This is a genomic window from Streptomyces sp. NPDC058674 (genome assembly GCF_042716505.1).
Taxonomy (GTDB): Bacteria; Actinomycetota; Actinomycetes; order Streptomycetales; family Streptomycetaceae; genus Streptomyces.
This window is the reverse complement of record NZ_JBHXSC010000019.1, coordinates 77667-100935: the sequence shown is the minus strand read 5'-3', so window position 1 is coordinate 100935 and position 23269 is coordinate 77667. Positions and strand designations below refer to the sequence as shown.

36 protein-coding genes are annotated in these 23269 nt (G+C 67.1%); all 36 read right to left on the bottom strand.

The genetic code is table 11. The features are described 5' to 3' along the window. Positions 1-4 precede the first annotated feature (4 nt). Entirely contained in the window at positions 5-1363 is a 1359-nt protein-coding gene (gene glmM / locus ACFWU6_RS13105) for a phosphoglucosamine mutase (protein ID WP_383802494.1), read from the bottom strand. A 135-nt stretch (positions 1364-1498) separates the two neighbouring features. Continuing rightward, on the bottom strand, positions 1499-2020 hold the full coding sequence (gene rpsI / locus ACFWU6_RS13100; RefSeq protein WP_383802497.1) for a 30S ribosomal protein S9: 522 nt from the start codon (positions 2018-2020) through the stop codon (positions 1499-1501). Between the two features lie 42 nt (positions 2021-2062). Continuing rightward, positions 2063-2506 carry a 50S ribosomal protein L13 gene (gene rplM / locus ACFWU6_RS13095; protein WP_383802500.1) on the bottom strand — a complete coding sequence of 148 codons (444 nt, stop codon included), beginning with the start codon at positions 2504-2506 and terminating at the stop codon, positions 2063-2065. Positions 2507-2737: 231 nt separating this feature from the next. Beyond that, positions 2738-4006, bottom strand: a complete 1269-nt coding sequence (locus ACFWU6_RS13090) for a glycosyltransferase family 87 protein (RefSeq protein ID WP_383802503.1) — start codon at positions 4004-4006, stop codon at positions 2738-2740. Positions 4007-4072: 66 nt separating this feature from the next. Beyond that, positions 4073-5692, bottom strand: coding sequence for an ABC-F family ATP-binding cassette domain-containing protein (locus ACFWU6_RS13085; RefSeq protein WP_383802506.1), 1620 nt, complete (start codon positions 5690-5692; stop codon positions 4073-4075). 53 nt (positions 5693-5745) lie between these two features. After that, positions 5746-6597, bottom strand: coding sequence for a tRNA pseudouridine(38-40) synthase TruA (truA, locus tag ACFWU6_RS13080; protein WP_383802508.1), 852 nt, complete (start codon positions 6595-6597; stop codon positions 5746-5748). Between the two features lie 102 nt (positions 6598-6699). After that, the gene (gene rplQ / locus ACFWU6_RS13075) at positions 6700-7161 is read right to left on the bottom strand and encodes a 50S ribosomal protein L17 (RefSeq protein ID WP_030008477.1); all 462 of its coding nucleotides are present in this window, start codon (positions 7159-7161) and stop codon (positions 6700-6702) included. Between the two features lie 135 nt (positions 7162-7296). Further along, positions 7297-8319 (bottom strand): DNA-directed RNA polymerase subunit alpha, encoded by a 1023-nt coding sequence (locus ACFWU6_RS13070; RefSeq protein WP_008739666.1) that lies wholly within the window; start codon positions 8317-8319, stop codon positions 7297-7299. Positions 8320-8502: 183 nt separating this feature from the next. Then, complete coding sequence (gene rpsK, locus ACFWU6_RS13065) at positions 8503-8907, bottom strand: 30S ribosomal protein S11 (protein WP_003956432.1); 405 nt, start codon at positions 8905-8907, stop codon at positions 8503-8505. Between the two features lie 54 nt (positions 8908-8961). Beyond that, positions 8962-9342 (bottom strand): 30S ribosomal protein S13, encoded by a 381-nt coding sequence (rpsM, locus tag ACFWU6_RS13060; protein ID WP_214936437.1) that lies wholly within the window; start codon positions 9340-9342, stop codon positions 8962-8964. 199 nt (positions 9343-9541) lie between these two features. After that, positions 9542-9655: a 50S ribosomal protein L36 gene (gene rpmJ / locus ACFWU6_RS13055; RefSeq protein ID WP_003956441.1), complete on the bottom strand. Its 114-nt coding sequence runs from the start codon at positions 9653-9655 to the stop codon at positions 9542-9544. A 73-nt stretch (positions 9656-9728) separates the two neighbouring features. After that, the gene (gene infA, locus ACFWU6_RS13050; RefSeq protein ID WP_003956442.1) at positions 9729-9950 is read right to left on the bottom strand and encodes a translation initiation factor IF-1; all 222 of its coding nucleotides are present in this window, start codon (positions 9948-9950) and stop codon (positions 9729-9731) included. A 138-nt stretch (positions 9951-10088) separates the two neighbouring features. Then, complete coding sequence (map, locus tag ACFWU6_RS13045; RefSeq protein WP_383802514.1) at positions 10089-10940, bottom strand: type I methionyl aminopeptidase; 852 nt, start codon at positions 10938-10940, stop codon at positions 10089-10091. Between the two features lie 94 nt (positions 10941-11034). Further along, the gene (locus ACFWU6_RS13040; protein ID WP_383802516.1) at positions 11035-11682 is read right to left on the bottom strand and encodes an adenylate kinase; all 648 of its coding nucleotides are present in this window, start codon (positions 11680-11682) and stop codon (positions 11035-11037) included. Then, complete coding sequence (gene secY, locus ACFWU6_RS13035; protein WP_383802519.1) at positions 11682-12995, bottom strand: preprotein translocase subunit SecY; 1314 nt, start codon at positions 12993-12995, stop codon at positions 11682-11684. The genes ACFWU6_RS13040 and secY overlap by 1 nt, the downstream gene beginning before the upstream one ends. A 187-nt stretch (positions 12996-13182) precedes the next feature. Next, positions 13183-13638 carry a 50S ribosomal protein L15 gene (gene rplO, locus ACFWU6_RS13030; protein ID WP_053682613.1) on the bottom strand — a complete coding sequence of 152 codons (456 nt, stop codon included), beginning with the start codon at positions 13636-13638 and terminating at the stop codon, positions 13183-13185. A gap of 1 nt (position 13639) precedes the next feature. Next, a complete protein-coding gene (gene rpmD, locus ACFWU6_RS13025; RefSeq protein ID WP_053682614.1) occupies positions 13640-13822 on the bottom strand; it encodes a 50S ribosomal protein L30 in 183 nt (60 codons plus the stop codon). Next, a complete protein-coding gene (rpsE, locus tag ACFWU6_RS13020; protein ID WP_073912880.1) occupies positions 13822-14424 on the bottom strand; it encodes a 30S ribosomal protein S5 in 603 nt (200 codons plus the stop codon). The genes rpmD and rpsE overlap by 1 nt, the downstream gene beginning before the upstream one ends. 45 nt (positions 14425-14469) lie before the next feature. Then, a complete protein-coding gene (gene rplR, locus ACFWU6_RS13015; RefSeq protein WP_383802522.1) occupies positions 14470-14853 on the bottom strand; it encodes a 50S ribosomal protein L18 in 384 nt (127 codons plus the stop codon). 2 nt (positions 14854-14855) lie between these two features. Further along, positions 14856-15395 carry a 50S ribosomal protein L6 gene (gene rplF, locus ACFWU6_RS13010; RefSeq protein WP_383802525.1) on the bottom strand — a complete coding sequence of 180 codons (540 nt, stop codon included), beginning with the start codon at positions 15393-15395 and terminating at the stop codon, positions 14856-14858. Positions 15396-15415: 20 nt separating this feature from the next. Continuing rightward, positions 15416-15814: a 30S ribosomal protein S8 gene (gene rpsH / locus ACFWU6_RS13005; protein ID WP_007265911.1), complete on the bottom strand. Its 399-nt coding sequence runs from the start codon at positions 15812-15814 to the stop codon at positions 15416-15418. A 223-nt stretch (positions 15815-16037) separates the two neighbouring features. After that, complete coding sequence (locus ACFWU6_RS13000; RefSeq protein ID WP_003956452.1) at positions 16038-16223, bottom strand: type Z 30S ribosomal protein S14; 186 nt, start codon at positions 16221-16223, stop codon at positions 16038-16040. Between the two features lie 5 nt (positions 16224-16228). Further along, positions 16229-16780, bottom strand: coding sequence for a 50S ribosomal protein L5 (gene rplE / locus ACFWU6_RS12995; RefSeq protein WP_383802527.1), 552 nt, complete (start codon positions 16778-16780; stop codon positions 16229-16231). Then, on the bottom strand, positions 16780-17103 hold the full coding sequence (rplX, locus tag ACFWU6_RS12990; RefSeq protein WP_267724807.1) for a 50S ribosomal protein L24: 324 nt from the start codon (positions 17101-17103) through the stop codon (positions 16780-16782). Before rplX ends, rplE begins: the two co-directional genes overlap by 1 nt. 2 nt (positions 17104-17105) lie before the next feature. Beyond that, positions 17106-17474 (bottom strand): 50S ribosomal protein L14, encoded by a 369-nt coding sequence (gene rplN / locus ACFWU6_RS12985; protein ID WP_008739701.1) that lies wholly within the window; start codon positions 17472-17474, stop codon positions 17106-17108. Positions 17475-17580: 106 nt separating this feature from the next. After that, positions 17581-17865, bottom strand: coding sequence for a 30S ribosomal protein S17 (gene rpsQ, locus ACFWU6_RS12980; protein ID WP_355410230.1), 285 nt, complete (start codon positions 17863-17865; stop codon positions 17581-17583). Further along, a complete protein-coding gene (rpmC, locus tag ACFWU6_RS12975) occupies positions 17865-18089 on the bottom strand; it encodes a 50S ribosomal protein L29 (RefSeq protein ID WP_073912892.1) in 225 nt (74 codons plus the stop codon). The genes rpsQ and rpmC overlap by 1 nt, the downstream gene beginning before the upstream one ends. Next, positions 18089-18508 (bottom strand): 50S ribosomal protein L16, encoded by a 420-nt coding sequence (rplP, locus tag ACFWU6_RS12970; RefSeq protein WP_030026326.1) that lies wholly within the window; start codon positions 18506-18508, stop codon positions 18089-18091. Before rplP ends, rpmC begins: the two co-directional genes overlap by 1 nt. 5 nt (positions 18509-18513) lie before the next feature. After that, complete coding sequence (rpsC, locus tag ACFWU6_RS12965; protein WP_008739710.1) at positions 18514-19356, bottom strand: 30S ribosomal protein S3; 843 nt, start codon at positions 19354-19356, stop codon at positions 18514-18516. Next, positions 19356-19703, bottom strand: coding sequence for a 50S ribosomal protein L22 (gene rplV / locus ACFWU6_RS12960; RefSeq protein ID WP_267725087.1), 348 nt, complete (start codon positions 19701-19703; stop codon positions 19356-19358). The genes rpsC and rplV overlap by 1 nt, the downstream gene beginning before the upstream one ends. Before the next feature lie 43 nt (positions 19704-19746). Then, positions 19747-20028: a 30S ribosomal protein S19 gene (rpsS, locus tag ACFWU6_RS12955; RefSeq protein ID WP_008739713.1), complete on the bottom strand. Its 282-nt coding sequence runs from the start codon at positions 20026-20028 to the stop codon at positions 19747-19749. 12 nt (positions 20029-20040) lie between these two features. After that, complete coding sequence (rplB, locus tag ACFWU6_RS12950) at positions 20041-20877, bottom strand: 50S ribosomal protein L2 (protein ID WP_030388860.1); 837 nt, start codon at positions 20875-20877, stop codon at positions 20041-20043. Positions 20878-20917: 40 nt separating this feature from the next. After that, a complete protein-coding gene (gene rplW, locus ACFWU6_RS12945; RefSeq protein ID WP_073912895.1) occupies positions 20918-21241 on the bottom strand; it encodes a 50S ribosomal protein L23 in 324 nt (107 codons plus the stop codon). Then, positions 21241-21891, bottom strand: coding sequence for a 50S ribosomal protein L4 (gene rplD / locus ACFWU6_RS12940; RefSeq protein ID WP_031146574.1), 651 nt, complete (start codon positions 21889-21891; stop codon positions 21241-21243). Before rplD ends, rplW begins: the two co-directional genes overlap by 1 nt. A 4-nt stretch (positions 21892-21895) precedes the next feature. Further along, the gene (gene rplC / locus ACFWU6_RS12935; RefSeq protein WP_215015311.1) at positions 21896-22540 is read right to left on the bottom strand and encodes a 50S ribosomal protein L3; all 645 of its coding nucleotides are present in this window, start codon (positions 22538-22540) and stop codon (positions 21896-21898) included. Positions 22541-22554: 14 nt separating this feature from the next. Further along, positions 22555-22863, bottom strand: a complete 309-nt coding sequence (gene rpsJ, locus ACFWU6_RS12930; RefSeq protein WP_003948644.1) for a 30S ribosomal protein S10 — start codon at positions 22861-22863, stop codon at positions 22555-22557. Positions 22864-23269 lie beyond the last annotated feature (406 nt).

Here is a 23269-nt window from a genome sequence, read left to right as displayed (position 1 = left end):
GGGCTCAGCCCAGCGCCGACTTCACGACGTCGGCGAGCCGCCCGGCGATCGCGCGGGCCTGCTCGATGTCGGCGGCCTCGACCATCACCCGTACGAGCGGCTCCGTACCGGACGGACGCAGCAGCACCCGCCCGGTGGTGCCGAGCTCGCGCTCGGCGTCGGTGACCGCCGCGGCGAGCTCGGCGGAGGTCGTCACCCGGGACCTGTCCACGTCGGGCACGTTGACCAGGACCTGCGGCAGCCGCGTCATCACGCCCGCCAGCTCGGCCAGGGACCTGCCCGTCGCCGCGACGCGCGCCGCCAGCAGCAGGCCGGTCAGCGTGCCGTCGCCGGTCGTCGCGTGGTCGAGGATGATCACGTGGCCGGACTGCTCGCCGCCCAGGGCGTAGCCGTGCTGCTTCATCGACTCCAGCACGTACCGGTCGCCGACCCCGGTCTGCACGACCTGGATGCCCTCGGCCTCCATGGCGAGCTTGAAGCCGAGGTTGGACATCACGGTTCCGACGACCGTGTTCTCGCGCAGCTGGTCCGCCTCGCGCATGGCCAGGGCCAGCACGGCGAGGATCTGGTCGCCGTCGACCTCCGCGCCGGTGCCGTCCACGGCCAGGCAGCGGTCGGCGTCACCGTCGTGCGCGATGCCGAGGTCGGCGCCGTGCTCGACCACCGCGGCCTTGAGCAGGCCGAGGTGGGTCGAGCCGCATCCCTCGTTGATGTTCAGGCCGTCGGGCTCCGCGCCGATCGTGACGATCTCCGCGCCGGCCCGGGTGAAGGCCTCGGGCGAGACGTACGCGGCAGCCCCGTGCGCCTCGTCCAGGACGACCTTGAGGCCGTCCAGGCGATTGGGGAGGACCGCGATCAGGTGGGCGACGTACTTGTCGAAGCCCTCGGTGTAGTCGGAGACCCGGCCGACACCGGAGCCGGTGGGCCGGTCCCACGGGGCACCGGTGCGGTGCTCCTCGTAGACGGACTCGATCCGGTCCTCCAGCTCGTCGGCGAGCTTGTGGCCGCCGCGCGCGAAGAACTTGATCCCGTTGTCGGGCATGGCGTTGTGGCTGGCCGAGAGCATCACGCCGAGGTCGGCACCCAGCGCACCGGTGAGATACGCCACCGCCGGGGTGGGCAGCACACCGACGCGCAGGACGTCCACGCCCGCGCTCGCGAGACCGGCCACGACGGCGGCCTCCAGGAATTCACCGGAGGCCCGGGGATCACGGCCGACCACGGCGGTGGCCCGGTGGCCCGCGAAGGAGCCCGCCTCGGCCAGTACATGGGCAGCCGCGACGGAGAGGCCGAGCGCGAGCTCAGCCGTCAGATCCGCGTTGGCGACGCCGCGTACACCGTCCGTCCCGAAGAGTCGTCCCACTGTTGTCCTCCCGAGTTTCTGCTTCGCGTGTGACCGCTTGTGACAGATATGTGCCGCTTGTGGCGGTAAACGAACCGCCCCGGCAGCACAGAGAGTGCTGCCGGGGCGGTTTCGTTGCAGAACAGCAGGCGCAGATTAACGCTTGCTGTACTGCGGAGCCTTACGGGCCTTCTTGAGACCGGCCTTCTTGCGCTCGACCGCACGGTCGTCGCGGGAGAGGAAGCCGGCCTTCTTCAGCGCCGGGCGGTTGTTGTCCACGTCCGCCTCGTTCAGCGCACGGGCCACGCCGAGGCGCAGGGCGCCGGCCTGGCCGGAGACGCCGCCACCCGCGATGCGGGCGATGATGTCGTAGCGGTTGTCCAGCTCGAGCAGCTTGAACGGCTCGTTGACTTCCTGCTGGTGCACCTTGTTGGGGAAGTAGTCCTCAAGGGTGCGACCGTTGATCTTCCACTTGCCGGTGCCCGGAACGATCCGGACGCGGGCGATGGCGTTCTTGCGACGGCCCAGGCCGGCGGCCGGCTGGGGGTCGCCGAAGCGGCCGGCAAGGGACTCGGAGGTGTAGTCGCCCTCGGCGACGACCTCGGACTCGCTGGTGTACTCCTCGACGTTGCCCTCGAACTCGTCGACGGGGGTCGTCTCGGCGGTGGTCTCGGCCACGATGCTCCTCAGAATTTTCTACGTCTTAGGGGGTGGCCGGAACTACTGCGCGACCTGGGTGATCTCGAACGGCACCGGCTGCTGGGCAGCGTGGGGGTGCTGGTCGCCCGAGTAGACCTTCAGCTTGGACAGCATCTGACGGCCCAGGGTGTTCTTGGGGAGCATGCCCTTGATGGCCTTCTCGACGGCCTTCTCGGGGTTGTTCGCGAGGAGGTCGTCGTAGCGCACCGAGCGGAGGCCGCCCGGGTAGCCGGAGTGGCGGTACGCCATCTTCTGGGTCGCCTTGTTGCCGGACAGGTGCACCTTGTCGGCGTTGACGACGATCACGAAGTCGCCCATGTCCATGTGGGGGGCGTAGGTCGGCTTGTGCTTGCCCCGCAGGAGGGCAGCGACCTGGGTCGCCAGACGGCCGAGGACAACGTCCTGGGCGTCGATGACGAGCCACTGGCGCGAGATGTCGCCGGGCTTGGGGCTGAACGTACGCACGCGTATGCCTTCGCTTCTTCAGTGGTGGTATCCCGAGGGCGCAAGCCCCACGGGAAGGTCCTGACAGGGTCACCACGGACGATCACGACAGCCCTCGTTCACATCGGGGACGCAACCCGTGTGAACTGCTGGTCATCGGTCCGGTGGACCGGCGCAAGGCCCTTTCACGTGAGAATGAGCAAGCCAATACGCATAACAAACCAGCAGAGTACCCAAGCAAACCCGTACGGGTCAAAACGCGGTCCGCGATGCCGATTCTGCTGGCGTCGCGGCGCACTCCGGTTCGGTCCTGGGTGGGGACCCCGCAGTTGTTACTGGGCCCAGGATAACCCGGCCGGAGAGCAGCGCGTGACGCGCCAGCAGGATCGCCAGCCCGCACAGGGTGGCGCAGTCCTTGAAGGCCCGCCGCTTGGCCTCCAGCTCCGAGGGCCACGGGATGCCCGCCAGCTGGGGCCCGAGGGCCGCCCAGAACCAGGGCGAGCGCGGCATCGAGCCCGGCCGCACCGCCGAGGCGAGCAGCAGCGGCACCACCACCAGCAGGTAGTGGTCGAAGGACGGACGCGACACCAGGAATGCGGCGAGCATCACCATGCAGGCCGTCTCCGCCAGCCGCAGCTGCCCCTCGTCGCACTCGTCGGGCCGCCGCCAGCGGACCCAGGCCCCCCACAGGCCGACCCCGGCACCCGTGAAGGCCACGAGCACCGCCAGCGGCTCCGGGACCCCCAGCCGCGGCAGCACCGCGATCGGCGAGGCGTCCCACGGCAGCGCGTAGGCGTCCTGCCCGTTGAGCAGGAACGGCAGGGTCTTGGTGAAGAACAGCGACGGGCTCGGCATCAGCAGCGCCCCCGCCAGGGAGAGCCCCAGCGGCAGCAGCACGGCCGCGGCCAGCCCCCGCCACTGCCGGGCCAGCAGGAAGAGCAGCCCGATCGGCACCAGCATCGGCTTGCACGCGATGGCCAGCCCGATCACCACCCCGGCCGCCCCCCACCGCCTGTGGTGCGCGAGCAGCAGCGCCACCGGCAGCGCGGCCGCCGAGATGGCCGTCCAGTTCCCGATCAGCACGAGGTTCACGTACGGCTTGTAGGCCAGGGCCAGGACCGGGAGGCCGAGGACCGCGAAGCGCGAGCGCAACGGCACCGAGAACAGCCGCAGCGCGGCCAGCCAGCCGGCGCCCAGCAGCCCCGACATCCCCATCGGCAGCGCCCAGCGGAGCACGGTCTGCGGGAGCAGCGCCTCCGGTACGGCCATCAGCACCGCGCTGGGCAGGTACAGGAAGCGCTTGTCCTCGTACGGGGAGCCGCCCTCCAGGAGCGTCTGCGCGGCCTTCACCACGAAGGCGTTGTCCGAGCCCCAGTTCTGCCGCAGGCTCGTGGAGACCGCGATCCCCACGAGCACCGCCAGCGAGACCAGCCGCCAGGGCCGCGAGGCCGGCCGCAGCAGCCAGTCGACCAGCCGGTTCCCCGAGTCGATGCCCCGGAAGGCCTCGGCCTCCCACTTCATCAGCCAGATGCTAGGGCGCAGCCCCACGACGCATTCCCCTCAGTCCTCAGAGGGGGCGGTCTCCCCCTAGCGCTTGCGCTCGACTCTACGTTCGTCCCAGACGGGCTCCTGAGTCTCCCGCACAACACCGTCCGAACCGAAGACCAGGTAACGGTCAAATGTGCGCGCGAACCACCGGTCGTGCGTGACACACAACACAGTGCCGTCATACGCCTCCAGCCCGTCCTGCAGCGCCTCCGCCGATTCCAGGTCCAGGTTGTCCGTCGGCTCGTCCAGCAGCAGCGCCGTCGTGCCCGCCAGCTCCAGCAGCAGGATCTGGAAACGGGCCTGCTGGCCGCCCGAGAGCTTGTCGAAGGGCTGGTCGCCCTGGCGCTCCAGCTCGTACCGGCGCAGCACCGACATCGCGGCGCCCCGGTCCTTGGCGCTCTCCGTCCACAGGATGTCGACGAGGGTGCGCCCGAAGAGCTCCGGGTGCGCGTGGGTCTGCGCGAAGTGGCCGGGAACCACCCGTGCGCCCAGCTTCCAGGCGCCGGTGTGCTTGACGTCCTCACCGGCGAGCAACCGCAGGAAGTGCGACTTGCCGGAGCCGTTGGAGCCGAGGACCGCGACCCGCTCCCCGTAGAACACCTCCAGCGAGAACGGCTTCATCAGGCCGGTCAGCTCCAGGTTCTCGACCGTGAGCGCGCGCACGCCGGTACGGCCGCCCTTGAGCCGCATGGTGATCTCCTGCTCGCGCGGCGGCTCCGGCGGCGGGCCGGCCTCCTCGAACTTCTTCAGCCGGGTCTGCGCCGCGGCGTACCGGGAGGACAGCTCGTGGCTGATCGACGCCGCCTGGCGCAGGTTCAGCACCAGCTTCTTCAGCTGGGCGTGCTTCTCCTCCCAGCGGCGCTTGAGCTCCTCGAAGCGCGCGAAGCGCTCCCGGCGCGCGGCGTGGAAGGTGTCGAAGCCCGCGCCGTGCATCCACACGTCGGAGCCGTCCAGACCGGGCTCGACGCTGACGATCTTCTGTGCGGACCGGGCCAGCAGCTCCCGGTCGTGGCTGATGAACAGCACCGTCTTGCGGGTGGCGCGCAGCTGCTCCTCCAGCCAGCGCTTGCCGGGCACGTCCAGGTAGTTGTCCGGCTCGTCGAGCAGCAGCACCTCGTCGGGCCCGCGCAGCAGCGCCTCCAGGACGAGCCGCTTCTGCTCACCGCCCGACAGCGTGCGCACCTCGCGGAACTGCGCGGTGTCGTACGGCATGCCCAGCGCGGCCGTGGTGCAGACGTCCCACAGGGTCTCCGCCTCGTAGCCCTGGACGTCCGCCCAGTCGCTCAGCGCCTGCGCGTACGCCATCTGCGCGGCCTCGTCGTCCACCGTGAGGATCAGGTGCTCGGCGCGGTCCACCGCCGCGGCGGCCTCGCGTATCCGGGGCCGGGAGACCGAGACCAGCAGGTCCCGCACGGTCGTCTCGTCCCGCACGGAGCCCACGAACTGCGACATCACGCCGAGGCCGCCGCTCACGGTGGTCCCGCCGCCGTGCGGCTGGAGCTCACCGGAGATCAGCTTGAGCAGGGTGGTCTTGCCGGCGCCGTTCGCCCCCACCAGGGCCACCACCGACCCCTCCCCCACCCGGAAGGAGGCGTCGGAGAGGAGCACCCGCCCGTCGGGAAGGTAGTACTCCAGGTGGCTGGCTTCGAGATGTCCCATGCGGGGCATTGTCCAGGCCCGACACCGATCCGCCCAAACGGATTAGACCGGGGTCAGCAGCAGCCGGCCCCGGGGAGGGTCCTCATGTTCCGCGCTTCCTTGCTGCGGGCGGCCAGCAGCTCGTCGGCGGGGTAGCCGACCTCCTCCAGCGTCAGGCCGTGCGGCTTCACCACGTGCACCGAGGAGTCCCGTACGGCGGCGGCCAGCACCTGCCCGGGCCACTCCACGGGCCGGTGCCCGTCGCCGACGTGCAGCAGCGCGCCGACCAGCGAGCGGACCATGTTGTGGCAGAAGGCGTCGGCCCGCACGGTGGCGGTCACGATCCCGTCCCCGTCGCGCACCCAGCTGAGCTGCTGGAGCGTACGGATCGTCGTGGCGCCCTCGCGCTTCTTGCAGTACGCGGCGAAGTCGTGCTCGCCGAGCAGCGCGGCGGCCGCCTCGTTCATGGCGTCGACGTCCAGCGGCCACTGGTGCCACAGCACGTGCCCGCGGCGCAGCGGGTCCACTCCGGCCGGGTGGTCGCCTACGCGGTAGGCGTAGCGGCGCCAGATGGCGGAGAAGCGCGCGTTGAAGCCCTCGGGGGCCTGCGCGGCCCGCCACACCCGCACGTCGTGCGGCAGGCGCCCGGCGAGGCGGCGCAGCAGCTTGTCGTGGTGCTCGGCCCACACCTCCTCGGCCAGGTCGAACTGCGCGACCTGGCCGCGCGCGTGCACGCCGGCGTCGGTGCGCCCGGCCACGGTCAGCTCGACGGGCTCCTTGAGCCGCATCACGGTCTGCAGGGCGCTCTCCAGCTCGCCCTGCACGGTCCGCAGCACGCGCTGCTTCGCCCAGCCGGAGAAGTCCCTGCCGTCGTACGACAGGTCCAGCCGCACCCGGACGTGCCCGGGCTCCACCTCGTCACTCACGCAACCGATCCTCTCAAGACGCGCGGAAGAAACAGAACGGGCCCGCCCCGGGAAGGGGGCGGGCCCGTTCAGAGCCGTTCAAGCAAGCGAGATCCCGGAGGATCAGGCCTCCTTGGTCTCCTCGGCGGGGGTCTCGACGGCCTCCGCCTCCTTGACCGCGCGCTTGGTGGCGGCCTCGGCCTCACCGGTGGCCTGCTGGGCGACCGTAAGGGCCTCGACCAGCTCGATCACGGCCATCGGGGCGTTGTCGCCACGACGGTTGCCGATCTTGGTGATGCGCGTGTAACCACCGGGGCGGTTCTCGTAGCGCGGGGCGATCTCGGTGAAGAGCGTGTGCACGATGCTCTTGTCCGTGATCGTCTGCAGCACCAGGCGACGGTTGTGGATGTCGCCCTTCTTGGCCTTGGTCACCAGACGCTCGGCGTAGGGACGCAGGCGGCGGGCCTTGGCCTCGGTGGTGGTGATGCGGCCGTGCTCGAAGAGCGACTTCGCGAGGTTCGCGAGGAGGTGCTTCTCGTGCGCGGCGCTGCCGCCCAGACGGGCACCCTTTGCGGGACGCGGCATGGTCATACTCCTTCATATCTGCACCGGCCGTGTCAGGTACCGGTGTCAGTTCCCCCGGGGCGGCTGCCCCGGGAAAGTCCTACGGACCCGGCAGGCGGTCGAGGTCGGGACCCCGGCCGCCTGCGACGGGAAGAATCAGTACTGCTCGGTCTCGACGAAACCGGCGTCCGCGTCGTCGTCGGCGCCGAAGGCGTCGGCGGCGGCGGTCGGGTCGAATCCGGGCGGGCTGTCCTTGAGGGCCAGGCCCATGCCGGCCAGCTTCGCCTTGACCTCGTCGATCGACTTCGCACCGAAGTTGCGGATGTCGAGCAGGTCGGCCTCGGAGCGGGCCACGAGCTCACCCACGGAGTGGATGCCCTCGCGCTTGAGGCAGTTGTACGAGCGGACCGTGAGCTCGAGCTCCTCGATCGGCAGCGCCAGATCGGCGGCGAGCGCGGCGTCCGTCGGGGACGGGCCCATGTCGATGCCCTCGGCGTCGATGTTGAGCTCGCGCGCCAGGCCGAACAGCTCGACCAGGGTCTTGCCCGCCGACGCCATGGCGTCACGCGGGCGCATGGCCTGCTTGGTCTCGACGTCGACGATGAGCTTGTCGAAGTCGGTGCGCTGCTCGACTCGGGTCGCCTCGACCTTGTAGGTGACCTTGAGGACCGGGCTGTAGATGGAGTCGATCGGGATGCGACCGATCTCCTGGCCCAGCTGCTTGTTCTGGACGGCGGAGACGTAGCCGCGACCGCGCTCGACGGTCAGCTCCATCTCCAGCTTGCCCTTGCCGTTGAGCGTGGCGAGGACCAGGTCCGGGTTGTGCACCTCGACGCCGGCCGGGGGCGCGATGTCGGCAGCGGTGACCAGGCCGGGACCCTGCTTGCGCAGGTACATCACGACCGGCTCGTCGTGCTCCGAGGAGACGACCAGCTGCTTGATGTTGAGGATGATGTCGGTGACGTCTTCCTTGACACCCGGCACGGTGGTGAACTCGTGCAGGACGCCGTCCACGCGGATGCTGGTGACAGCGGCACCCGGGATCGAGGACAGGAGCGTACGGCGGAGCGAGTTGCCGAGGGTGTAGCCGAAGCCCGGCTCCAGCGGCTCGATCACGAACCGCGAGCGGTACTCGTCGACGACCTCTTCGGTCAGCGAAGGACGCTGAGCGATAAGCATGTGTGTTCCTTCAGTCGTGGACGCCCACTATTTGACGTCCGACGGGCACTACCTACAGCAAGGGTACGGGCGGCACGTCCCCCCGAAGGGGTTCGTACCGCCCGGACACTCAAAGACGCACAGGTGCGTCCGCTGCGTCAGACGCGGCCTTCCGCTTCGACGAAGCGGAAAGTCCGGCAGTCGTCAGACGCGCCGGCGCTTCGGCGGGCGGCAGCCGTTGTGCGGGGTGGGGGTGACGTCCTGGATCGAGCCGACCTCGAGGCCGGTGGCCTGGAGGGAGCGGATCGCGGTCTCACGGCCGGAGCCGGGACCCTTGACGAAGACGTCGACCTTGCGCATGCCGTGCTCCTGCGCGCGGCGGGCGGCCGACTCGGCGGCCATCTGCGCGGCGAAGGGGGTGGACTTGCGCGAGCCCTTGAAGCCGACGTGGCCGGCGGAGGCCCAGGAGATCACGTTGCCCGAGGGGTCGGTGATCGAAACGATGGTGTTGTTGAACGTGCTCTTGATGTGGGCGTGCCCATGAGCGACGTTCTTCTTTTCCTTGCGGCGCACCTTCTTGGCAGCGCCCTGACGACCCTTGGGGGGCATCTAAATCTCCTACGGGAGGTGGTCGGTCCTACAGCGCAAGACCGCTGAACAGGACTACTTCTTGCCCGGCTTCTTCTTACCGGCGATCGCGCGACGCGGACCCTTGCGGGTACGGGCGTTCGTGCTGGTGCGCTGACCGTGCACCGGCAGGCCACGACGGTGGCGAATGCCCTGGTAGCACTGGATCTCGACCTTGCGGCGGATGTCGGCCTGGATCTCGCGGCGGAGGTCACCCTCGGTGCGGAGGTTGGCGTCCACGTACTCGCGGATCTTGACCAGGTCCTCTTCGGCCAGGTCACGAACGCGGGTGTTCGGGTTCACACCGGTGGCCTCAAGGATCTCCTTGGACCGGGTGCGCCCGACACCGAAGACGTAGGTGAGTGCGATCTCCACGCGCTTTTCGCGCGGGATGTCGACACCGGAAACGCGTGCCATTCAATGGCTCCTGTGTGTTCGGGGGTCTTCAGCAGAACCAGTCCCGACCGCCGACCACGCCTGATGGGTGGTGGTACGCCCGGGTCCCCGGCCCCCGCCGGAGGTACCGCCGGCCCCGTTCAGGGCTGGGCGGGTTCTGCGTATGTACGTGTACTTACGTCGCGCGAAGAACTGCGGAAGGCAGGTCGGTCGGCGTGCGTCAGCCCTGGCGCTGCTTGTGGCGCAGGTTGTCGCAGATGACCATGACCCGACCGTGACGGCGGATCACCTTGCACTTGTCGCAGATCTTCTTGACGCTCGGCTTGACCTTCATGTTGGTGAGGTTCTCCGGGTCAGTGCCACCACCCGCGCCGGGACGAGATGCCCAGACGGAGTGACAACAAGATCTACTTGTATCGGTAGACGATCCGGCCACGCGTCAGGTCGTACGGAGAGAGCTCCACGACAACCCGGTCATCGGGCAGGATGCGGATGTAGTGCATGCGCATCTTGCCACTGATGTGCGCGAGGACCTTGTGACCGTTCTGGAGTTCCACCTTGAACATCGCGTTCGGGAGGGACTCGATCACGGTGCCCTCGATTTCGATGGCACCTTGCTTCTTGGCCACGCTTCGCCTTTCGAATCGGCTACCTTGATCGACCCCGTGTGCCATGCAGGCATGGAAGTGCACGGGAGCCGACGAGTCAGTCTACGACAGGGCATCCGGAAAGACGAATCCGGAAAGTTTGCCCCAGAGTCTAGATCATTAACCGAGCGGGTCCGGCGCGGTCGTCACGCCATACTCCGCCAGCTTCGCCTTGCCGCAGTCCGGGCTGGTCAGGACGATCGGACCGGCCTCGGTCAGCGCGATGGAGTGCTCCCAGTGCGAGGACCAGGTGCCGTCCGTGGTGATGACGGTCCAGTCGTCGGCCAGGACCTCCGTCTGGGCGGTGCCCAGGGAGACCATGGGCTCGATCGCCAGGCACAGGCCCGGGACGAGCTTGATCCCCTTGCCCCGCTTGCGCGAGACGTAGTTCAGCAGGTGCGGGTCCATGTGCATCTCGGAGCCGATGCCGTGGCCGCCGTAGTCCTCGATGATCCCGAACTTGCCGAGGCTGTGCTCGCCCGTGGACGGCCGCGGCTGACGCTTGATGTACGTCTCGATGGCCTTGGAGATGTCCACGAGGCGGTTGCCGAGCTTCATGGCGGCGATACCGGCCCACATGGACTCCTCGGTCACCCGGGAGAGCTCCACGAGCTCAGGCGCGTGCCCAGTGCCCACGAAGGCGGTGTACGCGGCGTCGCCGTGCCAGCCGTCGATGATCGCGCCGGCGTCGATCGAGATGATGTCGCCGTCCTTGAGGACGGTCTTGTCGTCCGGGATGCCGTGGACGACGACCTCGTTCACCGACGTGCAGATCGTCGCCGGGAAGCCGCCGTAGCCGAGGAAGTTCGACTTGGCGCCGGCGTCGTCGATGACCTTGCGGGCCACCATGTCCAGATCCCGCGTCGTGGCGCCCGGCACGGCCGCCTCGCGGGTCGCCGCGTGGATCGCGGCGACGACCAGCCCCGCCTCGCGCATCTTCGCGATCTGCTCGGGGGTCTTGATCTGGACCATGGGAACGTGCCTTCCAGCTTCGGAACGGGTCTTTTCAACAGTACGGCCGCGATGTCCCGGGGACACCGCGGCCGTACCTGCACAGCAGGGGGTACTACTTCTTCAGGGCGTCCATCGCGCGCCGGGTGATCTCCTGGACCTCACCGAGGGCGGGGATCGTCACCAGCAGGCCCTGGGCCTTGTAGTAGTCGATGATCGGCTCGGTCTGCGTGTGGTAGACGTCCAGCCGGTTGCGCACCGTGGCCTCGGAGTCGTCGTCACGCTGGTAGAGCTCGCCGCCGCAGGCGTCGCAGACCCCGTCGGCCTTCGGCGGGGCGTACGTCACGTGGAAGACGTGCGCGGAGTCGTTGCGGCAGATCCGGCGACCGGCGATCCGCTTGACGACCTCGTCCTCCTCGACCTCCAGGTCGAGGACGGCGTCCAGCTTCATGCCCGCGTCCTGGAGCATCGTGTCCAGCGCCGCGGCCTGCGAGACGTTGCGCGGGAATCCGTCGAGCAGGAAGCCGTTCACGGCGTCCGACTGCTCCATGCGGTCCTTGGCCATGCCGATGGTGATCTCGTCGGGGACGAGGTCGCCGGCGTCCATGAAGGCCTTCGCGCGCCGGCCGAGCTCGGTGCCCTGGCTGATGTTGGCCCGGAACAGGTCGCCCGTGGAGATGTGCGGGATCGACAGGTTCTTGGCGAGGAACGCGGCCTGCGTTCCCTTGCCCGCACCGGGCGGTCCGACGAGGACGATTCGCATCAGCGGAGGAACCCTTCGTAATTACGCTGCTGGAGCTGGCTCTCGATCTGCTTCACGGTTTCCAGACCCACACCCACGATGATCAGGATGCTCGTCCCGCCGAACGGGAAGTTCTGGTTCGCCCCGAAGCCCGCCAACGCCATCGTCGGCACAAGAGCGATGAGACCCAGGTACAGCGACCCCGGCCAGGTGATCCGGTTGAGTACGTAGCTCAGGTACTCGGCGGTGGGTCGACCGGCGCGGATACCCGGGATGAACCCACCATACTTCTTCATGTTGTCTGCAACTTCCTCGGGGTTGAACGAGATCGCCACGTAGAAGAACGCGAAGAAGACGATCAGGAGGAAGTAGACCGCGATGTAGTACGGGTGGTCGCCCTTGACGAAGTGCTTGCTGATCCAGGTGGCCCAGCCGGCCTTCGAGCCGCTGAACTGGACGATCAGCGCCGGGATGTAGAGCAGCGACGAGGCGAAGATGACCGGGATGACACCGGCCTGGTTCACCTTGAGCGGGATGTAGGTCGAGGTGCCTCCGTAGGCACGCCGGCCGATCATCCGCTTCGCGTACTGGACCGGGATGCGGCGCTGCGCCTGCTCGACGAAGACCACCAGGGCGACCATCGCGAGGCCGACGAGGATGACGACGCCGAACTCGACCCAGCCGTCCGCGATCTTGCCCTGGAGCTTGATGGTCCAGAGGGAGCCGACGAAGCCGGCGGCGATCGAGATGAACATCAGGATCGACATGCCGTTGCCGACGCCGCGGTCGGTGATGAGCTCACCGAGCCACATGACGACACAGGTGCCGGCGGTCATGGTGATGACCATGACGACGGTGGTGAAGATCGACCGGTCGGGGACGATCTGGCTGGCGAGCTGGCAGCCCTGGAAGAGAGCGCCCGTGCGGGCCGTGGCGACGAGGCCGGTGCCCTGCAGGATCGCCAGCGCGACCGTCAGGTAGCGCGTGTACTGAGTGATCTTGGCCGTGCCGGACTGGCCCTCTTTTTTGAGGTTCTCCAGCTTCGGGATGACCACGGTCAGCAGCTGCAGGATGATGCTCGCCGTGATGTACGGCATGATGCCGAGCGCAAAGATCGTGATCTGCAGCAGTGCACCACCGCTGAACATGTTGACCAGACCGAACAGCCCATTGCTGCTCCCTGCCTGGTCGACACAGAACTGCACGTTCTTGTAGTTCACGCCGGGTACCGGGATGTGGGACCCGAGGCGGAACAACGCGATGATGGCGAGCGTGAAGAGCAGCTTCTTGCGCAGGTCGGGCGTCTTGAACGCCCGGGCGAACGCGGTGAGCACGGTGCCTCCTGCGACCCCCGCGCTACTGCGTCAGAGGTGACGGTCTGAGGGATCGACGAATACGTACAAGCAAAGGTGCAGGCCACCTTACCGGCGACACGGCCCTCCGTGGAACGACCAACCGGGGATGCCCCATATGTGAGGCATCCCCGGTCGGGTTTCGAGCTATTTAGCCACGGTTCTCGTCTTAGACGAGCTCGGTGACAGTGCCACCTGCGGCGGCGATCTTCTCCTTGGCGGAGCCGGAGACGGCGTCAACCGAAACCTGCAGCGCCACGGAGATCTCGCCCTGGCCCAGGACCTTGACGAGGCTGTTCTTGCGAACCGCGCCCTTGGCGACCAGGTCGGCCACCGTGACCTCTCCACCCTCGGGGTAGAGAGCGCCGAGCTTGTCCAGGTTCACGACCTGGAACTCGGTGCGGAACGGGTTCTTGAAGCCCTTGAGCTTCGGCAGACGCATGTGGAGGGGCATCTGCCCGCCCTCGAAGCGCTGCGGGATCTGGTAGCGGGCCTTCTGGCCCTTCGTACCACGACCGGCCGTCTTACCCTTCGACGCCTCACCACGACCGACACGGGTCTTCGCGGTCTTGGCGCCGGGGGCGGGACGGAGGTTGTGGGCCTTCAGCGGGCTGTTCTCAGCCATGTTAGTCAACCTCCTCAACCGTCACGAGGTGGCGGACGGTCTGCACCATTCCGCGGAACTCGGGGCGGTCCTCCTTGACGACCACGTCGTTCAGGCGCTTGAGCCCGAGCGAACGCAGAGTGTCGCGGTGGTTCTGCTTGCTGCCGATGTACGACTTCGTCTGCGTGATCTTGAGGCGGGCCATTACGCACCCGCCCCGGCACGTGCACGAAGCAGGGCCGCGGGGGCGACGTCCTCGAGGGGCAGACCACGGCGAGCCGCGATCTCCTCGGGACGCTGCAGGCCCTTGAGGGCCGCCACGGTCGCGTGCACGATGTTGATCGCGTTCGAAGAGCCGAGCGACTTCGACAGGATGTCGTGAACGCCGGCGCACTCCAGAACGGCGCGCACCGGACCACCGGCGATAACACCGGTACCGGGGGAAGCCGGCTTCAGGAGCACGACGCCCGCGGCACGCTCGCCCGTGATCGGGTGAGGGATCGTGCCCTGGATGCGCGGAACCTTGAAGAAGCTCTTCTTGGCTTCCTCGACACCCTTGGCGATGGCCGCGGGAACTTCCTTGGCCTTGCCGTAACCGACACCTACAGTGCCGTCACCGTCGCCCACCACGACCAGCGCGGTGAAGCTGAAGCGGCGACCACCCTTGACAACCTTGGCGACGCGGTTGATCGCGACAACGCGCTCAACGTAAGCGGTCTTCTCGGCGGCAGGGCCACCGTCGCGACCCTTCCGGTCCCGCCGCTCGCCGCCACCGGCACCGCTTCCGCGGCGCTGGGGTCCAGCCATTGGATTACCTCTCTCTGTTACGTCCGTGAGTCCCGGAACCGGGGCTTAGAACTTCAGCCCGGCTTCGCGGGCGGCGTCAGCCAGAGCGGCAATGCGCCCGGCGTATCGGTTGCCACCGCGGTCGAACACGACGGTCTCGACACCCGCAGCCTTGGCACGCTCGGCGACGAGTGCGCCGACGGCCTGGGCCTGGGCGCTCTTGTCGCCTTCGCCACCGCGGATCGAAGTGTCCAGGGTCGACGCGGACGCCAGGGTGTGACCCTGGAGGTCGTCGATGACCTGAGCAACGATGTTGCGGTTGGAACGCGTCACGACGAGGCGCGGACGCTCCGCCGTACCCGAGACGTGCTTGCGGATGCGGATGTGGCGGCGGGCCTTGGCGGCACGCTTGTACGCGTCGCCCTTGGCGATCTTCACACCGTATGCCATGGCTACTTACCAGCCTTTCCGACCTTGCGGCGGATGACTTCGCCGGCGTACTTGACACCCTTGGCCTTGTACGGGTCGGGCTTCCGCAGCTTGCGGATGTTGGCGGCGACCTCGCCGACCTTCTGCTTGTCGATGCCCTCGACCGAGAACTTGGTGGGCGACTCGACCTTGAAGGAGATGCCCTCGGGCGCCTCGATCAGGATCGGGTGGCTGTAACCAAGCTGGAACTCCAGGTTGGAGCCCTTCGCGGCGACGCGGTAACCGACACCGCTGATCTCGAGAGCCTTGACGTATCCCGTGGTCACACCGGTGATCATGTTCGCCACCAGCGTGCGGGACAGGCCGTGCAGGGCCTTGTTCTGACGCTCGTCGTTGGGGCGGGTGACGTTCAGAACGCCGTCCTCACCCTTCTCGACTGCGATGGGAGCCTTCACGGTGTGCGTGAGGGAGCCCTTGGGGCCCTTCACGGCAACCGTGGCGCCATCGATGGTGACGTCCACACCGGCGGGAACCTGGATGGGGAGCTTGCCGATTCGCGACATTGCTTTTCCTCCGTTCCCGACTACCAGACGTAGGCGAGGACTTCCCCACCTACGCCCTTCTTGCCTGCCTGCTGGCCGGTGAGCAGACCGTGGGACGTGGAGATGATCGCCACGCCCAGGCCGCCGAGCACCTTGGGCAGGTTGGTGGACTTCGCGTACACGCGCAGACCGGGCTTCGAGATCCGCTTGATGCCCGCGATGGAGCGCTCACGGTTCGGCCCGAACTTCAGCTCGAGGACGAGGTTCTTGCCGACCTCGGCGTCCTCGACCTTCCAGCCGGTGATGAAACCCTCTTGCTTGAGGATCTCCGCGATGTGCGACTTGATCTTGCTGTGCGGCATCACGACGGTGTCGTGGTACGCCGAGTTAGCGTTACGCAGACGCGTGAGCATGTCTGCGATCGGGTCAGTCATGGTCATGAAGTGGCCTTCGGCCTCTCTCGCCGGGGTTTCCTGTATGCGCCATCCCTCTCCCCACTCAGTGGCGGGACGGGTGCGGTGCGGGGACCTACGGCGTAGTAAGTCGTTATGGGCGGCAGACGCCCAACCACACAAGCCTACGGCATGCGCGGCTGGGCATCTGCCGACCAGATGCTTACCGAGAGTGCCTGGTACCCCTCAAGTCCTTGCGGACGAGGAGGAGTTACCAGGAGCTCTTGGTCACGCCCGGCAGCTCGCCACGGTGAGCCATCTCACGAAGGCACACGCGGCACAGGCCGAACTTGCGGTACACGGAGTGGGGGCGACCGCAGCGCTGGCAGCGGGTGTACGCACGCACACCGAACTTGGGCTTGCGGGCAGCCTTCGCGATGAGAGCCTTCTTCGCCATCTCGCTTACGCCTCCTTGAAGGGGAAGCCGAGGTGACGAAGGAGGGCGCGGCCCTCGTCGTCGTTGGTCGCCGTGGTAACCACGGTGATGTCCATACCCCGGGTACGGTCGATCTTGTCCTGGTCGATCTCGTGGAACATGACCTGCTCCGTGAGACCGAAGGTGTAGTTGCCACGGCCGTCGAACTGCTTCGGCGACAGACCACGGAAGTCACGGATACGCGGCAGCGCGAGCGACAGCGTACGGTCCAGGAACTCCCACATGCGGTCACCACGGAGGGTGACGTGGCAGCCGATCGGCTGACCCTCGCGCAGCTTGAACTGCGCGATGGACTTCCGGGCCTTCGTGACGGCCGGCTTCTGACCGGTGATCGTCGTCAGGTCCTTGATGGCGCCGTCGATCAGCTTGGAGTCGCGGGCGGCGTCGCCCACACCCATGTTGACCACGATCTTCACGAGGCCGGGGATCTGCATGACGTTCTCGTAGGAGAACTCCTCACGCAGCTTGCCCGCGATGTCCTCGCGGTACTTCGTCTTGAGACGCGGAGTGGTAGTCATCAGATGTCCTCACCCGTCCGCTTGGCAACGCGGATCTTGTTGCCCTCGTCGTCGAAGCGGAACCCGACGCGGGTAACGACCTTCTGGCCGTCCTTCTCCACAACCAGCTGAACGTTGCTGACGTGGATCGGCGCCTCGGTGATCACGATGCCACCGGTCTGGGACCCACCAGCGGTCTGACCGGCCTTGGTGTGCTTCTTGACCCGGTTGACACCCTCGACCAGGACGCGGTTGGCAGTGGGCATGGCCGCGATGACCTTGCCCTGCTTGCCCTTGTCCTTACCGGTGATGACCTGAACCAGGTCGCCCTTCTTGATCTTCATGCTTACAGCACCTCCGGCGCGAGCGAGATGATCTTCATGAACTTCTTCTCGCGCAGCTCACGGCCCACCGGGCCGAAGATACGGGTGCCGCGAGGGTCGCCGTCGTTCTTCAGAATGACGGCGGCGTTCTCGTCAAAGCGGATGTACGAGCCGTCCTGGCGGCGACGCTCCTTGACGGTGCGAACGATGACTGCCTTGACGACGTCACCCTTCTTCACGTTGCCACCGGGGATCGCGTCCTTGACGGTGGCGACGATGACGTCACCGATGCCCGCGTAGCGGCGACCGGAACCACCGAGAACACGGATGCAAAGGATTTCCTTGGCACCAGTGTTGTCGGCGATACGCAGTCGCGACTCCTGCTGGATCACGTGTATCTCCTGTTTGTCTGCCGGTTCCCGGCGGGGGCCTCACTCCGAAGAGCTGACGCCCCCACCGAGCCTGGCGGAACGAACCTGAGGGAAACCCCTCAGGTGCTTACTTGGCCTTCTCGAGGATCTCGACGATGCGCCAGCGCTTGCTCGCCGACAGCGGACGCGTCTCCATGATGAGGACGCGGTCGCCGACGCCGGCAGCGTTCTGCTCGTCGTGCGCCTTGAGCTTGTTCGTACGGCGGATGACCTTGCCGTACAGGGCGTGCTTCACGCGGTCCTCGACGGCGACGACGACGGTCTTGTCCATCTTGTCGCTGACGACGAGACCCTCACGGGTCTTGCGGAAGCCGCGGTCGGTCTTGTTCTCAGTCACGTTGTTCTCGCTCATCAGGCGCTCTCCACCGTCTCGATACCGAGCTCACGCTCGTGCATCAGGGTGTAGATGCGAGCGATGTCCTTGCGGACGGACCTGAGCCGGCCGTTGTTCTCCAGCTGACCCGTGGCCGCCTGGAAGCGGAGCTTGAACAGCTCCTCCTTGGCCTCGCGCAGCTTGCCAACGAGCTCCTCGTTGCCGAGCTCACGCAGCTCGGACGCCTTGGTTCCCGTCGCCATCACGACTCACCTGCCTCGCGCCGAACAATCCGGCACTTCATCGGAAGCTTGTGAGCAGCGCGGGTGAGCGCCTCACGAGCAATCTTCTCGTTCGGGTAGGACAGCTCGAACATGACCCGGCCCGGGTGCACGTTCGCGATCCACCACTCGGGAGAACCCTTACCGGAACCCATGCGGGTCTCGGCAGGCTTCTTGGTGAGCGGGCGGTCCGGGTAGATGTTGATCCAGACCTTGCCGCCACGCTTGATGTGGCGGGTCATCGCGATACGAGCCGCCTCGATCTGGCGGTTCGTCACGTACGCCGGGGTCAGCGCCTGGATGCCGTACTCGCCGAACGAGACCTCAGTACCGCCCTTGGCCATACCGCGGCGCTTCGGGTGGTGCTGCTTGCGGTGCTTGACCCTACGAGGGATCAGCATGTCGGTCAGGCCTCCGTTCCGGTGCTCTCGGCCGGAGCGGCGGCGGGAGCGTCGGCCTTGGGGGCCTCGGCACCAGCAGCCTGCTGCGGCTTGCGGCCACCACGGCCGCCGCGCTCGCCACCACGGCCACCACGGCCGGCGGGACGGTCGCCAGCGCCCTGCGCGCCACGGGCCGGGCGGTTACCCGCACGGGCCGCAGCGTTCTCGGCGCGAACCTCGGCGATGTTCTTGACGTCGCCCTTGTAGATCCAGACCTTCACACCGATACGGCCGAAGGTGGTCTTGGCCTCGAAGAAGCCGTAGTCCACGTTCGCGCGCAGCGTGTGCAGCGGCACACGACCCTCGCGGTAGAACTCGGAGCGGGACATCTCGGCGCCGCCGAGGCGACCGCCACACTGGATCTTGATGCCCTTGGCGCCGGCCTTCATCGTGCCCTGCATGCTCTTGCGCATGGCGCGACGGAAGGAGACGCGGGAGGAGAGCTGCTCGGCAACGGCCTGGGCAACCAGCTGAGCGTCGAGCTCGGGGTTCTTGACCTCGAGGATGTTCAGCTGGACCTGCTTGCCCGTGAGCTTCTCGAGGTCACCGCGGATGCGGTCGGCCTCGGCGCCACGGCGGCCGATGACGATGCCCGGACGAGCGGTGTGGATGTCCACACGCACGCGGTCACGGGTGCGCTCGATCTCAACCTTCGAGATGCCGGCGCGCTCCATGCCGGACGTCATCATCCGGCGGATGGCGACGTCTTCCTTGACGTAGTCCTTGTACAGCTTGTCGGCGTACCAACGCGACTTGAAGTCGGTGGTGATGCCGAGCCGGAACCCGTGCGGGTTTACCTTCTGGCCCATTACCGGGAACCTTCCTTGCTGCTGACGACCACGGTGATGTGGCTGGTCCGCTTGCGGATCCGGTAGGCACGGCCCTGCGCACGCGGACGGAACCGCTTCAGGGTCGGGCCCTCGTCCACGAACGCCTCGCTGATGACCAGCGAAGAGGCGTCCGGGTGGTTGTAGTTGTGTGCGGCGTTGGCAATGGCGCTGTCCAGCACCTTGCCAACCGGCACGCTCGCGGCCTGCGGGGCGAAACGCAGGACCGCCTGAGCCTCCGTGGCATCCATGCCACGGATAAGGTCCACCACTCGGCGGGCCTTCATGGGCGTGACGCGGATGTACCGCGCCTGGGCCCTGGCTTCCATGGTTGTCCCTTCGGTGTAAGTCATAGTCGTAACCACCCCGCCTTTAGCGGCGCTTCGACTTCCGGTCGTCCTTGACGTGGCCGCGGAAGGTGCGAGTCGGCGAGAACTCGCCGAGCTTGTGGCCGACCATCGACTCGGTGACGAACACCGGGACGTGGGTCTTGCCGTTGTGCACCGCGATGGTGTGACCCAGCATGCTGGGGATGATCATCGAGCGACGGGACCAGGTCTTGATGACGTTCTTGGTGCCGGCTTCGTTCTGGACGTCCACCTTCTTTACGAGGTGGTCGTCGACGAAGGGCCCCTTCTTGAGACTGCGCGGCATCTAAACCCGCTCCTAGCGCTTCTTGTTCGTCTTGCGGCGGCGGACGATGTACTTGCTCGAAGCCTTCTTCGGCGAGCGAGTACGACCCTCCTTCTGACCCCACGGGGAGACCGGGTGGCGACCACCACTGGTCTTGCCCTCACCACCACCGTGCGGGTGGTCAACCGGGTTCATCGCGACACCGCGGACGGACGGGCGAACGCCCTTCCAGCGCATGCGGCCGGCCTTGCCCCAGTTGATGTTCGACTGCTCGGCGTTGCCGACCTCGCCGACCGTGGCGCGGCAGCGCGCGTCGACGAGACGGATCTCACCGGACGGCATGCGGAGGTGGGCCATGACGCCCTCCTTCGCGAGCAGCTGCACGGACGCACCGGCGGAGCGGGCGAACTTCGCACCGCCACCGGGACGCAGCTCGATGGCGTGGATGGTCGTACCAACCGGGATGTTGCGCAGAGCGAGGTTGTTGCCCGGCTTGATGTCGGCCGTGGGGCCGTTCTCAATCCGGTCACCCTGCTGCAGGCCGCGCGGCGCGATGATGTAGCGCTTCTCGCCGTCGGCGTAGTGCAGCAGCGCGATGCGCGCGGTGCGGTTGGGGTCGTACTCGATGTGCGCGACCTTGGCCGGCACGCCGTCCTTGTCGTGACGACGGAAGTCGATCACGCGGTAGGCGCGCTTGTGGCCGCCACCCTGGTGGCGAACAGTGATCCGACCGGTGTTGTTACGGCCGCCCTTGCTGTGCAGCGGGCGAACCAGCGACTTCTCCGGCGTGGACCGCGTGATCTCGACAAAGTCGGCGACGCTGGAGCCACGACGGCCCGGGGTCGTCGGCTTGTACTTGCGGATACCCATTTCTCAGTCCTCGTCCGATTCCGGACGACTCAGGACTCCGTTAGGAGCCCTGGCCGCCGAAGATGTCGATTCGGTCGCCCTCAGCGAGGGTCACGATGGCGCGCTTGGTGTTCGCGCGCTTGCCGAAACCGGTCTTGGTGCGCTTGCGCTTACCCTGACGGTTGATCGTGTTGACCCCGGTGACCTTGACCGAGAAGACCGCCTCGACGGCCTGCTTGATCTGGGTCTTGTTGGCGCCGGGCGCGACGATGAACGTGTACTTGTTCTCGTCGAGCAGCGCGTAGCTCTTCTCCGAGACAACCGGCTTGATCAGCAGGTCGCGCGGGTCAGTGAAGGTCTTGCTGGTAACGGTCGCCTCAGACATCAGGCGTCGCTCCCTTCGGTCTCATCGGCCTTGGGGCCAGACACGAAGGACTCGAAAGCGGCCTGAGTGAAGACCACGTCGTCAGAGACGATCACGTCGTACGTGTTCAGCTGGCCCGGCTCCAGGATGTGGACCTGGGGCAGGTTGCGGGCGGACAGCCACGCGGCCTCGTCGGCGCGGTCGACGACCAGGAGCAGGTTCTTGCGCTCCGAGATCTTGCCGAACAGCGTCTTGGCGGCCTTCGTGGAGGCGGCACCCTCGACCACGCCGGTGACGACGTGGATGCGGGAGTGACGTGCACGGTCCGAGAGGGCACCGCGGAGGGCGGCGGCCTTCATCTTCTTCGGGGTCCGCTGGGAGTAGTCACGCGGCTGCGGGCCGTGGACGACGCCACCGCCGACGAACTGCGGGGCTCGGGTCGAACCCTGACGCGCGCGGCCGGTGCCCTTCTGGCGGTACGGCTTGCGGCCACCACCACGGACTTCGCCACGACGCTTGGTCTTGTGCGTGCCCTGACGGGCAGCTGCCAGCTGGGCGACAACGACCTGGTGGATCAGCGGAACGCTGGTCTTCGCGTCGAAGATCTCCGCGGGGAGCTCGACGGTACCGGCCTTGTCGCCTGCCGGCGAAAGGATGTCAATGGTGCTCATTACCTCAAGCCCCCTTGGCCGCGGTACGGACCAGGACGAGGCCGCCGTTCGGACCGGGGACTGCGCCCTTGATGAGGAGCAGACCCTTCTCCGCGTCAACCGCGTGGATGGTCAGGTTCTGGGTGGTGACGCGCTCGTTACCCATACGACCGGCCATGCGCATGCCCTTGAAGACACGCCCAGGGGTGGCGCAGCCACCGATCGAACCGGGGGAGCGGTGCTTGCGCTGGACGCCGTGACCGGCACCGAGGCCCTTGAAGTTGTGACGCTTCATGACACCGGCGAAGCCCTTGCCCTTGCTGTTGCCCGTGACGTCGACCTTGACGCCCGACTCGAACACAGCGGCGGTGATCTCCTGGCCGAGCGTGTACTCGCTGGCGTCGGAGGTGCGGAGCTCCACCAGGTGGCGGCGGGGGGTCACGTCGGCCTTGGCGAAGTGGCCCTTGAGGGGCTTGTTCACCTTGCGCGGGTCGATCTCGCCGAAGGCGATCTGGACCGACTCGTAGCCGTCGATGTCGTTCTTACGGACCTGGGTAACGACGCAGGGTCCGGCCTTGACCACGGTCACCGGGACGACACGGTTGTTCTCGTCCCAGACCTGGGTCATGCCGAGCTTCTCGCCCAGGACGCCCTTGATCTGCTTTGCCATCTTCTCGACGCCTCTCAGAGCTTGATCTCGATGTCAACGCCGGCCGGAAGGTCCAGGCGCATCAGCGAGTCAACGGTCTTGGGGGTCGGGTCGAGGATGTCGATCAGGCGCTTGTGCGTGCGCATCTCGAAGTGCTCGCGCGAGTCCTTGTACTTGTGCGGCGACTTGATGACGCAGTACACGTTCTTCTCAGTGGGCAGCGGCACCGGGCCCGCGACCGACGCACCAGTGCGCGTCACCGTCTCGACGATCTTCTTCGCCGAGGAATCGATGACCTCGTGGTCGTAGGCCTTGAGCCGGATGCGGATCTTCTGTCCCGCCATGGCTACTCCGTAGTCCTGTCTCTATGTGGAAACGCTCTGGCCCCCGGCTGGCTGCGGGACGTATCCCGCGGCCTCTCCTCCGACCCACGCGGTCGGGCGTGTCGCACACCCTCTACAGAAAATTCCCATACGGAAACTCCCTTGCGAAAGGGGTGCGGTCCCTGGACCGCGCTGCGGGGGAGAAACACCCACCGAGCGCCTGGTGACCACCGTGCTGACACTTCCCAGAAGATTCCCGTACGTCCGTCCCCATTGCTGCCCCGAGGGGCAGATTAAGGACGACGAGTACTGTGGGACTCGCTTCCGGTCCTCCCGGCGGGAGGCGCGCAGCATCGGCACTCAACCGAGCAACTTGATTAGTCTGCCATACGAGGCACGTACTGCGCCAATCGGGCCGAAGAGAATA

Excerpts from the sequence above, each read along its gene's own strand:
- ACFWU6_RS13090 (WP_383802503.1), bottom strand. The coding sequence starts at position 4,006 with ATGAAGTGGGAGGCCGAGGCCTTCCGGGGCATCGACTCGGGGAACCGG.
- ACFWU6_RS13085 (WP_383802506.1), bottom strand. The coding sequence starts at position 5,692 with ATGGGACATCTCGAAGCCAGCCACCTGGAGTACTACCTTCCCGACGGG.
- rplQ (WP_030008477.1), bottom strand. The coding sequence starts at position 7,161 with ATGCCGCGTCCCGCAAAGGGTGCCCGTCTGGGCGGCAGCGCCGCGCAC.
- ACFWU6_RS13070 (WP_008739666.1), bottom strand. The coding sequence starts at position 8,319 with ATGCTTATCGCTCAGCGTCCTTCGCTGACCGAAGAGGTCGTCGACGAG.
- rpsK (WP_003956432.1), bottom strand. The coding sequence starts at position 8,907 with ATGCCCCCCAAGGGTCGTCAGGGCGCTGCCAAGAAGGTGCGCCGCAAG.
- rpsM (WP_214936437.1), bottom strand. The coding sequence starts at position 9,342 with ATGGCACGCGTTTCCGGTGTCGACATCCCGCGCGAAAAGCGCGTGGAG.
- rpmJ (WP_003956441.1), bottom strand. The coding sequence starts at position 9,655 with ATGAAGGTCAAGCCGAGCGTCAAGAAGATCTGCGACAAGTGCAAGGTG.
- map (WP_383802514.1), bottom strand. The coding sequence starts at position 10,940 with ATGGTCCAGATCAAGACCCCCGAGCAGATCGCGAAGATGCGCGAGGCG.
- ACFWU6_RS13040 (WP_383802516.1), bottom strand. The coding sequence starts at position 11,682 with ATGCGAATCGTCCTCGTCGGACCGCCCGGTGCGGGCAAGGGAACGCAG.
- rplO (WP_053682613.1), bottom strand. The coding sequence starts at position 13,638 with ATGGCTGAGAACAGCCCGCTGAAGGCCCACAACCTCCGTCCCGCCCCC.
- rpmD (WP_053682614.1), bottom strand. The coding sequence starts at position 13,822 with ATGGCCCGCCTCAAGATCACGCAGACGAAGTCGTACATCGGCAGCAAG.
- rpsE (WP_073912880.1), bottom strand. The coding sequence starts at position 14,424 with ATGGCTGGACCCCAGCGCCGCGGAAGCGGTGCCGGTGGCGGCGAGCGG.
- rplR (WP_383802522.1), bottom strand. The coding sequence starts at position 14,853 with ATGGCATACGGTGTGAAGATCGCCAAGGGCGACGCGTACAAGCGTGCC.
- rplF (WP_383802525.1), bottom strand. The coding sequence starts at position 15,395 with ATGTCGCGAATCGGCAAGCTCCCCATCCAGGTTCCCGCCGGTGTGGAC.
- rpsH (WP_007265911.1), bottom strand. The coding sequence starts at position 15,814 with ATGACCATGACTGACCCGATCGCAGACATGCTCACGCGTCTGCGTAAC.
- ACFWU6_RS13000 (WP_003956452.1), bottom strand. The coding sequence starts at position 16,223 with ATGGCGAAGAAGGCTCTCATCGCGAAGGCTGCCCGCAAGCCCAAGTTC.
- rplE (WP_383802527.1), bottom strand. The coding sequence starts at position 16,780 with ATGACTACCACTCCGCGTCTCAAGACGAAGTACCGCGAGGACATCGCG.
- rplX (WP_267724807.1), bottom strand. The coding sequence starts at position 17,103 with ATGAAGATCAAGAAGGGCGACCTGGTTCAGGTCATCACCGGTAAGGAC.
- rpsQ (WP_355410230.1), bottom strand. The coding sequence starts at position 17,865 with ATGAGCGAGAACAACGTGACTGAGAACAAGACCGACCGCGGCTTCCGC.
- rpmC (WP_073912892.1), bottom strand. The coding sequence starts at position 18,089 with ATGGCGACGGGAACCAAGGCGTCCGAGCTGCGTGAGCTCGGCAACGAG.
- rplP (WP_030026326.1), bottom strand. The coding sequence starts at position 18,508 with ATGCTGATCCCTCGTAGGGTCAAGCACCGCAAGCAGCACCACCCGAAG.
- rpsC (WP_008739710.1), bottom strand. The coding sequence starts at position 19,356 with ATGGGCCAGAAGGTAAACCCGCACGGGTTCCGGCTCGGCATCACCACC.
- rplV (WP_267725087.1), bottom strand. The coding sequence starts at position 19,703 with ATGGAAGCCAGGGCCCAGGCGCGGTACATCCGCGTCACGCCCATGAAG.
- rpsS (WP_008739713.1), bottom strand. The coding sequence starts at position 20,028 with ATGCCGCGCAGTCTCAAGAAGGGGCCCTTCGTCGACGACCACCTCGTA.
- rplB (WP_030388860.1), bottom strand. The coding sequence starts at position 20,877 with ATGGGTATCCGCAAGTACAAGCCGACGACCCCGGGCCGTCGTGGCTCC.
- rplW (WP_073912895.1), bottom strand. The coding sequence starts at position 21,241 with ATGTCTGAGGCGACCGTTACCAGCAAGACCTTCACTGACCCGCGCGAC.
- rplD (WP_031146574.1), bottom strand. The coding sequence starts at position 21,891 with ATGAGCACCATTGACATCCTTTCGCCGGCAGGCGACAAGGCCGGTACC.
- rplC (WP_215015311.1), bottom strand. The coding sequence starts at position 22,540 with ATGGCAAAGCAGATCAAGGGCGTCCTGGGCGAGAAGCTCGGCATGACC.
- rpsJ (WP_003948644.1), bottom strand. The coding sequence starts at position 22,863 with ATGGCGGGACAGAAGATCCGCATCCGGCTCAAGGCCTACGACCACGAG.